This is a genomic window from Auraticoccus cholistanensis (genome assembly GCF_009742705.1).
Classification (GTDB): domain Bacteria; phylum Actinomycetota; class Actinomycetes; order Propionibacteriales; family Propionibacteriaceae; genus Auraticoccus; species Auraticoccus cholistanensis.
In genome coordinates this window covers 135936-148122 of the sequence record NZ_WPCU01000006.1, presented here as the reverse complement: position 1 = coordinate 148122, position 12187 = coordinate 135936, and the positions used below count along the sequence as shown (strand labels likewise).

Genomic DNA, 12187 nt, shown 5'->3' with positions numbered 1-12187 from the left:
CGCTGCGCTGGGTGCCGACCTCGCTCGAGCTGGGCAACTTCGTCGACGCCTGGAACTCCGCCCCCTTCGGCCGGTTCTTCCTCAACTCCATCATCACCACCGGGGTGGGCACCGCCCTGGAGATGGCCTGCGCGGTGCTGTCGGCCTACGCCTTCGCCTTCGTCGAGTTCCGCTGGAAGAAGGCCGTGTTCGTGCTGATCCTCGGCTCGCTCATGCTGCCCGGTCACGTGACGCTGCTGGTCAACTACATCACCGTGGCCAACCTCGGCTGGCTCAACACCTACGCCGGTCTGATCCTGCCCGGGATGGGCAGCGCGTTCGCGATGTTCCTCGTCTACCAGCAGATGCGCACGGTCTCGCAGGAGCTGGTCGACGCCGCCATCATGGACGGCGCCGGCCACTGGCGGCGGATGAGCACCATCGTCGTCCCGCTCTGCACCCCGATGATCGTGACCGGGACGCTGATCGTGCTGATCGGCAAGTGGAACGACTTCGTCTGGCCGCTGATCGTCACCAGCACCGCCGACATGCGCACCCTGCCCATCGGTCTGCAGTTCCTGCGCAGCCAGGAGGGCTACACCAACTGGGGCGCCATCATGGCCGGCGCCGTCATGGTCGCCGCCCCCATGCTGATCGTCTTCTTCATCGGCCAGCGCCGCATCATCGGCGGCATCGCCGCCGGTGCGGTCAAGGGCTGACCTCCCCCGAGCTCCCCCTTCCCCGCTTTTCCCTCACCACCGAACCAGGAGACACCCATGTCCACAAAGCTGTCCGACCTCCGGCTCGACCGCCGCACCCTGCTGGCGGTCCTCGGGGCCGGGGCGGGCGCCGCCGGCCTCGCCGCCTGCGGCTCCCCCGTCGCCGGCGGCTCGGGATCCTCGCCCAACCTGCGCTCGGGCTTCTCGCAGGCGCCGACCACCGTCCCCTCGCAGTACCAGGGCCGGACCGCGGTGCTGTTCTGGGCACCCTTCACCGGGGTGAACTTCGAGGCCCTGCAGGCCCTGTTCACCAAGTTCAACGACTCCCAGAGCGACATCGTCGCCATCGCCGAGTCCCAGGGCGGCTACACCGACCTGAACAAGAAGTTCACCGCGGCCCTGCAGGCCCGCCAGGTGCCCGACATCGTCTGCTTCCCCGAGCGGCAGTGGCTGCAGTTCTGGCAGGCCGACGCGCTGGCCCCGCTGGACGGCTACTTCGACGACCAGTGGTCGCTGGACGTCTACATGCAGAACTACGTGCAGGAGGGCACCGCCGGCGGCCAGACCTACGTCGTGCCGTTCGCCCGCTCCACCCCGCTGTTCTACTTCAACAAGACCCGCTTCGTGGAGGCCGGGCTGCCCGAGGAGGGCCCCTCCACCTGGGAGGAGTTCGCCGAGATGGCGCCCGAGCTGCTCAAGCTCGACGCCGGCGGCCAGCCGCTGAAGCCGATGGCCTTCGGCCCCGACGACACCTGGTACGGCCAGTCCCACATCTGGGCCTGGGGCGGGCAGTGGTCCAGCGCCACCGAGGCCACCGCGGACGCCGGCCCGGCCCGGGAGTGGCTGTCGTGGAAGAAGAACTTCATCCACACCGACGGCTACGGCTACATGGCCCAGTCCTCGATGACCGACTTCCAGACCGGGGTCGCGGCCGCCTCGCACGGCTCCACCGCCTCCCTGCGCGGGGCCACCGAGGCCGCGCAGTTCGACATCGGCACCGCCTTCATGCTCGGCCACGACCAGGCCGCCCCGCCGGTGCCGACCGGCGGCTCCGGCCTCTCGGTGGTCAAGGCCGAGTCGCAGGAGCGCCAGGACGCCTGCGCCGAGCTGTTCCGCTTCCTCGCCGAGCCGGAGAACTCCGCGCAGTGGCACCTGGGCACCGGCTACCTGCCGATCGTCACCGCCGCCCAGGACACCAAGGAGGTCAAGGACCAGGTCGCCGCCGACCCCAACTTCGGCACCGCCCTCGAGCAGGTCCCCAACGCCAAGACCGCCGACCCGGTGGCCTGGTACCAGGCCGCCACCGTCGAGATCTCCGCCGCGATGGCGCAGGTCTACGGCGACGGCGCCGACGTGGACACCGTCGTGTCCCAGCTGCAGGCCAAGCTCGAGGACGTCATGAGCCAGAACCAGGAGAGCATCCAGAAGGTCCTCGCCTCCTGATCCGCCCGGGCCGGCCGCTGCGGCGGCCGGCCCGGTCCCGCACCCACCCCCTCGCCCCAGGAGCCCCCGTGGAACGCCAGAAGCTGGTCGTCATCTCGGTCGACGCCATGTCCGGTCAGGACGACATCGCCTACGCCCGCACCCTGCCCTCCTTCGGGCGCATCCTGCAGCGGGCGGCGGTGGCGGAGATCGAGGCGGTCTTCCCCACCGTCACCTACCCCAACCACACCGCGATCCTGACCGGCTGCGCGCCGGCCCGGTCCGGGGTGTGGAACAACGTGCTGATGCAGCCGGGCATCAGCCACCCCGACTGGTTCTGGCAGCACGACTTCCTCCAGGTGCCGACGCTGCTGGAGGTGGCCAAGGCCGCCGGCATGACGACCGCCAGCGTGCAGTGGCCGGTCACCGGCGGTGCCCCCTACGACGTCGTCGTCCCCGAGATGGGCAACGAGGACCACTTCGGCGGCGTGGATGCGTGCTACGCCACCCACTGCTCCCCCCGCGGCCACGAGCTGTGGCTGCGTCACCGCGACAAGATCGTGTGGCAGCCCAAGCGGCGCAACGACGAGATGGCCACCGCCGTCACCGTCGACCTGCTGCTGGAGGACCGTCCCGACGTGCTCTTCCTGCACCTGGTCGACGTGGACGCCGCCCGCCACCTCTCCGGCGCCGCCGGCGAGCACGTGCACGAGGCGCTGCGGGCCACCGACGAGCGGCTGGGCCGCATCCTGGACGCGCTGGAGAGCACCGGGGACGCCGAGCGCACCAACATCGTGATCGTCTCCGACCACGGCCACCTCGACACCGTCCAGCACACCAACGTCAACGTGCTGCTCCGCGACCGCGGCTTCCTGACCACCGACGAGGAGCACCGGCTGGTCGACTGGGAGGCCTACTGCCACAGCTCCGGGCTGTCCGGACAGGTCTTCCTCGCCGACGGGCTCGCCCCGCAGCGTCGCGAGCAGCTGGAGGCGGTGCTGCGCGAGCTCGAGCAGGACCCGCGGTACCGGGTCGAGCGGGTGCTGACGGCGGCCGAGGCCGAGGCGGAGTACGGGCTGGCCGGGCCGTTCGACTACGTCGTCGAGTCCGAGCCGGGTGTGATCGTCGGCGGCGCCCTGGACCGCCGGGTCGTGGTCCGCAAGGGCGAGGACGACTTCCGCGGCTACCTGGGCAACCACGGCCACGCCCCACGGCACGGCGACCAGCCGGTCTTCCTGGCCGCCGGCCCCGCCTTCCGGGCCGGGGTGGACGCCGGCCGCCGCTCGATGCTGGACGAGGCCCCCACCTTCGCCGCGGTGCTCGGGCTCGACCTCCCCACGGCCGAGGGCAGCGTCATCACCGAGGTGCTCACCGGCGCGGGGACACCGCAGCCGGAGCCGGTGGTGGGCGACCCGGAGCCGGTCGCCTGAGCAGCACCGACCTCGAGGACCACGTCGGCCACACCGAGTACCTGCTCCGCGCAGCGCCCACCGACGTCGGCCGCTCGGGCCGGCAGCCCCGTGCGCGTGCGACCATCGGACGATGGAGCCAGAACCCGGTGACGTGGCTGCCGAGGCGGGACGGCTCGTGGCCACCAACGCCTACCTGACCCTCGCGAGCGCAGACGCCGAGGGCCGGCCGTGGGCCACCCCGGTCTGGTTCGCGGCCGACGGGCTGGACTCCTTCTGCTGGGTGTCGAAGCCGGGCAGCCGGCACTCGCTCAACATCGCGGTCCGACCGGAGGTCGCGTTGGTGGTCTTCGACTCCGGCGTCCCGGTCGGATCGGCGAGCGCCCTGTACGTCGAGGCCGTCGCCGCCGAGGTGGCCCCGGCGGACCTGGGCCCCGTGCTCGCGCCCTACAACCGACGTTGCGGCACGCAGGGGCTGCCGCCGTGGTCGCCGGACCGGCTGAGCGGTGCAGGGCGGTTCCGCCTCTACCGAGCCCGCGTCCAGCGTCTGTTCACCCTGGACGAGCACGACGAGCGGGTGCCGGTGCGGCGGCAGCGCTGAGGCGCACCCCGGCGTCGGCTTCCGGCGCTAGTCCCCCGGCTCGAGGAGCAGCTCGGCGGAGGCGCCGTCTCCGAGCTCGAGGATGACAGCGACCCGCTCGGACCCCTGGAGCTCGTGCGGCAGGGCGAGGGCATAGCTGGTCGGGCCCAGGTCCGCCGTGCAGGCCGGGCCGCCGATCCGGGTCATCGTGACCCGGAGGCGGTCGCCGTCCAGCGCCAGTGCCGTCGGAGCTGCGGGGCAGCTGGACGAGCCGTACGTCGTGACGTAGAACCGCTGACCGGGCTCGACCCACCCTGCGGTGGGACTCGTGTCCATGGAGCCGTCCACTCCGAGCGTCCCCGCGCCGGCACCGGTGTAGACCTCGCCGATGACCTCCGGCTCCGCTCGGGCCGTGCATGCGGGCAGCGTGCTCGTCAGCGCCAGCAGCAGCGCCACGCCAGCGACCGCGCGGGCAGACCCTCCTACCACCGCCACCGCGTCGGGGCCACCTCCGCGGCCCGGGCGGGGCGGCCACCGGCTCGGGCCTGCGAGCGTCAGCATGGGTCCAGTGTGGCCGCAGGTGCTCGGGCGACGTCGGCCATCAGGGCGACGATCTCCCGCGAGCTGACCTCGAGGTGGCTGCGGCTGCTGATGATCGGCCGCGGGTACGGACCGTCGGGTCCTGGGACCGTCTCGTCGCGGGCGAGCCGGATGTCGCGGGCGACCGCGTGCAGCCTCACCGGTTCTCCCTGCGGCACGCCGTCGACCTCGACCGAGAGCGCACACTCCTGCGAGTTGAGGCCCCGCCCGAGCAGGACGGCCAGCCGGACCAGGACCGGCCCGTCCCCCACCTCGACGGTGAAGGACCGGTGGCGGGGGCGCCCAGCCCGCTCCCACGGTTGACGGTCGCCCCGGCTGCGCGGTAGGCCTGCATGAACTCGGTGACGGGGAGTGCGACGTATCCCCCGCGCTCGGTCAGCAGCGAGTCCTGCTCGTAGACCCCCGTCGCCTCGGTGGACCAGTCCCGTCGCCGGTCGCACCAGCGGTACCAGAGGTCGCCCAGACCCGCGTGCGACAACGCCGTCGTCAACGGCGCGACCCAGCTGTGCCGGGCGTCATGGAGCCCACGTCCGACCGACACACGTCCGATCGACATCTGCACTGCCGGTCATGGCCCTCCTCGCGATGGTGACCGACTCATCCAACCGCACGGCTGCGAGCCCATCCGCGACCACCCGCGGACGCACCGGGTGGAGCCGGCGGAGCCCCGCAGCGGTGACGTCGCCACGGTCGCCCGGAAAGCCGCGCGCACCCCACCGGCGGGACCAGTACGGTGCCCCCAGGTCGTGCCGCCCGCACGGCAGTGCGCCATCGAGGGAGAGGCATGCACGCATCGCAGGTGCCTCGCGCGGTCGCCGCAGCCAGGTCGGCCGCAGCCGCCGTCGGGCTGGTCGCCGACGAGTCGGTGGTCCTGCAGGACTCGAACCGGATGACGTTGCGGCTGCTGCCCTGCGACGTGGTCGCGCGGGTGGCTCCGGTGACGCAGCAGAACGCGGACTTCGAGGTCGACGTCGTCCACCAGCTCGACCGGGCGGGGGCTCCGGTGGCGGCCCTCGACCACCGGGCGGGGCCGCAGGTCCACGAGCGCGACGGTTTCGTGGTCACGCTGTGGACCTACCACGAGCCCCTGGCGTCCTCCACCCTCCCGCCCGTCGGCTACGCCGACGCGCTCCAGCGGCTGCACGCCGGCATGCGCGCGGTCGAGCTACCCTCACCGCACTTCCTCGACCGGGTGGCGTCGGCCCGGCGGCTGGTCGAGGACCCCGACCTCAGTCCCCTGCTCACCGACGCCGACCGGGCCCTGCTCGGGGACACGCTGCGGACACTCGGGAGGGCGGTGGCCGAGCACGGTCACGAGCAGCTGCTGCACGGCGAGCCGCACCCGGGCAACGTGCTCGCCACCCGGCAGGGGCTGCTGTTCATCGACTTCGAGACGTGCTGCCGCGGGCCCGTGGAGTTCGACCTCGCCCACGCGCCCGAGGAGGTCGCCGAGCACTACCACGGAGTCGACCGGGACCTGCTGCGGGACTGCCGCATCCTGACCCTGGCCGTCGCCACCGCCTGGCGCTGGGACGCCGAGGACCAGCTGCCCGACGGGATCCGGCTGGGCACGGAGTGGCTCGACCAGATCCGCACGGCGCTCGAGCGCCGCCGCGGCTGAAGCAGGGTCAGCGGAGGCGGAAGATGACCGCCCGCTGCACCACGAAGTTCAGCGCCGTGGCCACCCCCTGCGCGACCACGAAGGCCACCACCCGCACCGCGGCCTCCCCCAGCCCGAGCGCGGGGAGCCCGGCGTAGAGCAGCGAGAACAGCCCCACCTGGACGGCGAAGGTGGCGGCGTAGAGCACGACCACCGCCGCGAACCGGCGCCGCGACGGTTCGGCACGGAAGGTCCAGCGCCGGTTGATCAGGTAGGCGGTGGTGGTGCCGGCCACGAACGACAGCGCCTTGGCGGGGGTGTGCCCCAGCCCGGCCAGCATCAGCAGGTTCAGCAGCCCGAAGTCGACGACCGCCGACAGCCCGCCGGTCAGCACGAAGCGCACCAGCTGGGTGCTCAGCCGGCCGTGTCCCGTGTGCTCGGCCACCGGCAGCTCGACCGGCGGGGGCAGCGGACGCTCGCTCACCGACGCTCCTCCTCCACGACCGCGCCCTGGGGGGCGTCCTGCACACCGAAGACGAGCTCGCTCACCAGCTGGTGCACCTGGCGCACGTCGGGGACGTCCGGCAGCACCACGGGGGTCGCCTCGGAGGCCGTCTGCAGCAGCAGCGTGCCACAGCCCAGCAGCCGGTCGGACAGGCTGCGCTCGTAACGGACGTCGACCACCCGGTCCAGCGGCACGTCGTGGCCACGCCGGGCCAGGATCCCGCTGCGGGTGACGAGGCGGTGCGTGGTCACGGTGTAGGTGGTGGAGCGCCAGCGCAGGAACGGGACCACCACCCACGCCAGCGCGGCGAGGCCCGTCAGCGCGGCGAGGCCGTACCAGCCCCACGGCTCGAGCTCGGCCGGCATGGTGGCCACGGTGACCCCGCAGGCGGCGGCCAGCACCAGCAGCACCACCACCGGACCGGCGAGCGCCTTGCCGTGGGTGCGCAGCCGCACCAGCCTCTGCTCCCCCGGACCGGGGGGCCTGCGCCGCACGCCCATGCCGTTCATGCTGGCACACGGGCCCACGCCCGCCGCCTGCTACGAGGCCGGGGTGGCCCGCAGGTGGACGACGTCACCGACGGAGAAGGCCCGCGGTCCGACCGGGGTGCGGACCACCAGCCGACCGGAGTCGTCGACGTCGACGGCCCGACCCGTCACCCGCTCGTCCCCGGGCAGGTGCACCACCACCTCGCGGCCGACGCTGTCGCAGCGCGCGCGGTACTCCCCGACCAGGTGCGGGTCGCCGTCGCGCCAGCGGTCGAGCACCCGGCCCAGGGCGGTGAGCACCCCGGCCACCACCGCCAACCGGTCGACGTCTCCCGCACCGGCCAGCCGCAGCGAGGTGGCGGTGGGCACCGGGAGCTGGTGGGCGTCCTGGGTGAGGTTGAGCCCGAACCCCACCACCACCGCGGCACCGCCGGGCGTCTCCACCCGCTGGGCGAGGATCCCGCAGACCTTGCGCCCGTCGACGAGGACGTCGTTGGGCCACTTGAGGGCGGCCGCCACCCCGGTGGTGGCTTCGATGCCGCTGGCCACCGCGAGCCCGACGGCCAGCGGCAACCACGGCAGCCGGGTGGGCGGCACGCCCTCCACGGCCAGCAGCACCGAGACGGCGGCGGAGGTGCCCGGAGGGGCGGTCCAGGTCCGCTCCAGCCGCCCCCGGCCACGTTCCTGGTGCCAGGCCAGCAGCACCGCGCCGGCGTCCACCCGTCCTGCCCGGGCGGCCGCGGCCAGGTCGGCGTTGGTCGAGCCGGTGACGTCCACGACCTCCACCGAGGACCACCGGGCCGGGTCGTCGAGCAGCGCGGTCAGCCGGGTGGCGTCAGCCCCCGGCGGTGTCTTGGCGGTGCTCATCGCAGCAGGGCTCCAGCAGGTCGGCGGGGCGCCCCTCCGTGCGGAGGGGACGCCGCGTCCGGGCAGGACGTCGGGCGGCAGCCTAGGTGCTCGCGACGGCCGCCGACCCCGCCGGCCCGGGGTCGGGGAGCTGGTGGAGCTTGGGGACGTCGGCGAGCAGCCGCTGGGTGTACTCCTGCTGCGGGCGGAAGATGACGTCCTCGGCCGGGCCCTGCTCGACCAGCACGCCGTGCTCGAGCACCATCACCCGGTCGGCGATGTAGCAGGCCTGGCCGATGTCGTGGGTGATGAACAGGATCGTCATGTCCAGCTCGTCGCGCAGGTCGGTCAGCACGTTGAGCACGTTGACCCGCAGCGAGGCGTCCAGCATCGAGGTCGCCTCGTCTGCGACCAGCACCTTGGGACGCATCATCAGCGCCCGGGCGATCATCACCCGCTGCCGCTGACCGCCGGAGAGCTCGTGGGGATAGCGGTCCAGCACGTCGGCGGCGGCGAACCCCACGTGGGCGAGGGCCTCCTCCATCCGCTGCCTGCCGTCGCGGGCGTCCCCCAGCAGCCGCAGCGAGCGCTCCAGCAGCCGCCGGACGGTGAAGAACTGGTTGAACGCGGCGAACGGGTCCTGGAAGACGGCCTGGACGTCACGCCAGTACGCCCGGCGGGCGGCGCCGCGCAGGTGGGTCACGTCCCGCCCCTCGAAGGTGAGGGTGCCGGAGGTGATGGGCAGCAGCCCCAGCACCATCCGGGCCAGCGTGGACTTCCCCGACCCGGACTCGCCGACGATCGTGGTGATGTCGCCCTCGACGACGGTGAAGTCGACCGCCTTCACCGCGTCGACCGTCCTGCGGCCGCGTCCGAAGGTCTTGGTCAGCTGCTGGGCGACGAACAGTTCCTTGCCGCCGGAGCGCTGCGGCCGCGTCGACGTCTGCGCCGCGGTCACCGCCCGACCCCCGTGCCGTCGCCGGCCAGGGCCACCGGCTCCCCGGCCCGGTCCAGCGGCTCCCCGCCGTCCAGCTCGTCCCGGGTGGCGGCCTCCACCGGCACCGACTCCCCCGGGTGCTGGGCCGACCAGTGGCAGGCGGAGTAGCGCAGCTCGGTGCCGTCGGTGGGTGGCTCGTCGGTGTGGCACTGCGGCATCGCCAACCCGCAGCGCGGGTGGAAGCGGCACCCCGGGGGCGGGTCGAGCAGGTTCGGCGGCGCACCGGGGATGCCCTTGACCCGCATGGTCCGGTAGCGGGGCTCGGGCACCAGCACCGAGGACAGCAGCGCCGCCGAGTAGGGGTGCCGTGGCCGGTCGACGAGGTCGCCGGCGTCGGCGACCTCGACGATCTTGCCCGCGTACATCACCGCAATCCGGTCGCTGACCGTGCGCAGCACCGGCAGGTCGTGGGTGACGAAGATGACCCCGGCCATGATCTTCTGCTCCAGCATCTCCTTCAGCATCTCGATCAGCGCCCGCTGGGAGGAGACGTCGAGGGCCGAGGTGGGCTCGTCGGCGATGAGCAGCCGGGGGTTGAGCAGGGTGGAGATCACCGTCACCACCCGCTGCTTCATGCCGCCGGAGAGCTGGTGCGGGTAGGCGTCCAGCACCCGCGGCGGCAGCCCCAGGTCGGCGATCCGGTCCCGGACCCGGTCCAGGGCGTCGCTGCGCCGGGCCCGCCGGTCGTGGGCGCGGACCACGTCGAAGCAGAGGTCGCGGACCCGCATGGTGGGGCTGATGGAGTTCATCGCCCCCTGCGGCAGCAGCGACACCACCGACCCGCGCCAGGTGCGGGGGATCTTGGCCGAGGCGCCGAAGTCCTGCCGCTTGCCCTCGATGTCCAGCGTCCCGGACTCCACCTGCAGCGGGGAGCGGACGTTGAGCGACAGGATGGCTCCCAGGGTGGACTTGCCGCAGCCGGACTCCCCGGCCACGCCGAGCACCTCCCCCTCGTCGACGTGGACCGAGACGTCGTCGACCGCCCGCACCAGCCGGCCGTCCTGCGTGCGGTAGGCGGCGCGCAGGTTGCGCGCGTCCAGCAGCCGGGTCATCGCGAGGCTCCCTTCGGGCTGACGGGCAGGTCCACCGCGGTGGAGGCGGCGAGGCCGGGGGTGGGGGTCTCCGGTGCCACCGGGGTGGGGGTCGGGGCCCGGCGCCCACGGGCGGCTCCGGCGGTCCCCCGGCCACGCCGGCGGCCCTTGCGCAGCCGCGGGTTGAACAGCTCGTCGCCGGCGGAGTTGAGCAGCAGCAGCGAGAACGAGATCAGCGTCAGCACGATCGTCGGCGGCAGGAACGCCCACAGCGCGCCCACCCGGACCGAGCCCCACACCTGCGCCCAGTAGAGCATCGTGCCGATCGAGGTGCTGCCCGACGGGCCCAGCCCCAGCAGGCTCAGCGTGGCCTCGGCGAGGATCGCCCCCGAGCACTGCAGCACGAAGGCCATCACCACGTAGCTGAGCAGGTAGGGCAGCACGTCCCAGCCGAGGATGCTGACCCAGCGGGCGCCCGAGAGCCGGGCCACCTCGATGTGCTCGCGGACGCGGATGCTGCTGGCCTGGGCGCGCACCGCCCGGGCCAGCCAGGGCCACGCCGTGACCCCGATGATCACCGCCAGCGCCACCGAGGACCGCGACCCCAGCGCCACCCCGAGCAGGATGATCACCACGATGGTCGGGATCGACAGCGCGATGTTGGTGATGGCGCTGATCACGTCGTCGACCCAGCCGCCCTGGAAGCCGGCGACCAGTCCGAGCACCAGCCCGATCAGCGTGGCGATCGCCCCGGCCAGCAGACCCACCAGCAGCGAGGTCCGCAGCCCGTGGACCAGGTTGGCCAGGACACTCTGGCCCTCGTTGTCGGTGCCGAGGTAGAGCGCGAGCCGCTCGCCGCTCGGCCGGTCGTACAGACCGCCGATCACCTGGTTGGGATCGGTCGCGACCACCATCGGGCCGAACACCGCCGCCAGCACCAGCAGCAGGATCATCGTCGACGCCACCCAGAACCGGGGCGACAGGTTGGCTCCCCTCATCAGCGGTCTCCGGTCTCTGCGGCGCGGATGCGCGGGTCGATGAGGCCGTTGACGACGTCCACGAGGAAGTTCGCCAGCAGCACGGCGATGGTGATCAGCAGCACGATGGCCTGGATCACCGGGTAGTCGTTGGAGCTGATCGCGGTGAACAGCAGCGTGCCCAGCCCCGGGTAGTTGAAGACCAGCTCGGTGATCAGCGCACCGCCGATCATCCCGCCGATGGACAGCGCCAGCCCGCTGAGCTGGGGCAGCATCGCGTTGCGGAAGATGTAGCGGGTGATGCGGTTGTCGCCGATGCCCAGGCCGCGGGCGTAGTTGACGTAGTCCGACCCCAGCTCGTAGATCGCCATCGAGCGCATCCCGACCGCCTGGCCGCCGATGAAGACGATCACCAGCGACCAGAACGGCAGCCAGAAGTAGGTGATCGCGTCACCGAAGAAGGTCAGCGTCAGCTCCGGGGACAGCCCGAAGGAGTAGCCGCCGCCGGCCGGCAGGATCTGCATCCGCACCGCCACCACGAACAGCAGGATGATCGCCAGGCAGTAGTAGGGCACCGAGGTGGCGAAGATCGAGGTGAGGAAGGCCCCCTTGTCGAACCAGCCGCCCCGGAAGGCGGCCACCGCGCCGACCACGTTGCCCACCAGCCAGCCGACGACGATCGCCGGCAGCTGGATCGCGATGCTCCAGGGCAGCGCCTGGCCGATCATCGCCGTGACCGGCGCGGGGTACTGGGCGAAGGACGTGCCGAAGTCGCCCTGCAGCACGTTCTGGCAGAACACCAGGAACTGCTGCCACAGCGGCAGGTCCAGGCCGAACTCCCTCATGTAGTTGTCGTAGATCGCCCGCACCTGCTCCCCGCTGCCCCCGCCGCCGCGGGTCATCTGCGCCACGATGGCGTCGACGGGGTTGCCGGGCACGAGCCGGATCAGCAGGAACACCAGCACCATGGCCGCCACGAAGGTGACCAGCAGCCAGAGCGTCCTGCGGAGCAGGTAGCGGGCGAACTGCACGAC

At 72.7% G+C, this 12187-nt stretch carries 14 protein-coding genes; 5 read left to right on the top strand and 9 right to left on the bottom strand.

Annotation, left to right across the window (positions count from 1 at the left end; all coding sequences use genetic code 11):
* The 4 genes from GC722_RS10635 to GC722_RS10620 form a co-directional block, all read left to right on the top strand.
* A partial coding sequence (locus GC722_RS10635; protein ID WP_156610088.1) for a carbohydrate ABC transporter permease occupies window positions 1–698 on the top strand: 698 nt, incomplete at its 5' end.
* A gap of 57 nt (window positions 699–755) precedes the next feature.
* Window positions 756–2141 (top strand): ABC transporter substrate-binding protein, encoded by a 1386-nt coding sequence (locus GC722_RS10630; protein ID WP_156610015.1) that lies wholly within the window; start codon window positions 756–758, stop codon window positions 2139–2141.
* Between the two features lie 68 nt (window positions 2142–2209).
* On the top strand, window positions 2210–3550 hold the full coding sequence (locus GC722_RS10625; RefSeq protein ID WP_156610014.1) for an alkaline phosphatase family protein: 1341 nt from the start codon (window positions 2210–2212) through the stop codon (window positions 3548–3550).
* A gap of 112 nt (window positions 3551–3662) precedes the next feature.
* The gene (locus GC722_RS10620) at window positions 3663–4130 is read left to right on the top strand and encodes a pyridoxamine 5'-phosphate oxidase family protein (RefSeq protein ID WP_156610013.1); all 468 of its coding nucleotides are present in this window, start codon (window positions 3663–3665) and stop codon (window positions 4128–4130) included.
* Window positions 4131–4157: 27 nt separating this feature from the next.
* Here the strand turns inward: GC722_RS10620 and GC722_RS10615 are convergent, their stop codons facing one another.
* Window positions 4158–4565 carry a hypothetical protein gene (locus tag GC722_RS10615; RefSeq protein ID WP_156610012.1) on the bottom strand — a complete coding sequence of 136 codons (408 nt, stop codon included), beginning with the start codon at window positions 4563–4565 and terminating at the stop codon, window positions 4158–4160.
* A gap of 98 nt (window positions 4566–4663) precedes the next feature.
* Window positions 4664–4960, bottom strand: a complete 297-nt coding sequence (locus GC722_RS10610) for a hypothetical protein (RefSeq protein ID WP_156610011.1) — start codon at window positions 4958–4960, stop codon at window positions 4664–4666.
* Window positions 4961–5493: 533 nt separating this feature from the next.
* On the opposite strand from GC722_RS10610, the gene GC722_RS10605 reads away from it, so the two are divergent.
* The gene (locus GC722_RS10605; protein ID WP_156610010.1) at window positions 5494–6330 is read left to right on the top strand and encodes a phosphotransferase; all 837 of its coding nucleotides are present in this window, start codon (window positions 5494–5496) and stop codon (window positions 6328–6330) included.
* A 7-nt stretch (window positions 6331–6337) separates the two neighbouring features.
* Here GC722_RS10605 and GC722_RS10600 read toward each other — a convergent pair whose 3' ends face one another.
* The 7 genes from GC722_RS10600 to GC722_RS10570 all read right to left on the bottom strand — a co-directional run bounded on the left by GC722_RS10600 (window position 6338) and on the right by GC722_RS10570 (window position 12184).
* Window positions 6338–6793, bottom strand: coding sequence for a GtrA family protein (locus tag GC722_RS10600; RefSeq protein WP_331714684.1), 456 nt, complete (start codon window positions 6791–6793; stop codon window positions 6338–6340).
* Window positions 6790–7269: a PH domain-containing protein gene (locus tag GC722_RS10595; protein WP_197429991.1), complete on the bottom strand. Its 480-nt coding sequence runs from the start codon at window positions 7267–7269 to the stop codon at window positions 6790–6792. The genes GC722_RS10600 and GC722_RS10595 overlap by 4 nt, the downstream gene beginning before the upstream one ends.
* 84 nt (window positions 7270–7353) lie before the next feature.
* Window positions 7354–8169: a biotin--[acetyl-CoA-carboxylase] ligase gene (locus GC722_RS10590; RefSeq protein ID WP_156610008.1), complete on the bottom strand. Its 816-nt coding sequence runs from the start codon at window positions 8167–8169 to the stop codon at window positions 7354–7356.
* Between the two features lie 82 nt (window positions 8170–8251).
* Complete coding sequence (locus tag GC722_RS10585; protein WP_331714683.1) at window positions 8252–9106, bottom strand: ABC transporter ATP-binding protein; 855 nt, start codon at window positions 9104–9106, stop codon at window positions 8252–8254.
* The gene (locus GC722_RS10580) at window positions 9103–10197 is read right to left on the bottom strand and encodes an ABC transporter ATP-binding protein (protein WP_156610007.1); all 1095 of its coding nucleotides are present in this window, start codon (window positions 10195–10197) and stop codon (window positions 9103–9105) included. Before GC722_RS10580 ends, GC722_RS10585 begins: the two co-directional genes overlap by 4 nt.
* Window positions 10194–11174, bottom strand: coding sequence for an ABC transporter permease (locus GC722_RS10575; RefSeq protein WP_156610006.1), 981 nt, complete (start codon window positions 11172–11174; stop codon window positions 10194–10196). The genes GC722_RS10580 and GC722_RS10575 overlap by 4 nt, the downstream gene beginning before the upstream one ends.
* The gene (locus GC722_RS10570) at window positions 11174–12184 is read right to left on the bottom strand and encodes an ABC transporter permease (RefSeq protein WP_331714682.1); all 1011 of its coding nucleotides are present in this window, start codon (window positions 12182–12184) and stop codon (window positions 11174–11176) included. The genes GC722_RS10575 and GC722_RS10570 overlap by 1 nt, the downstream gene beginning before the upstream one ends.
* Window positions 12185–12187: the final 3 nt, after the last annotated feature.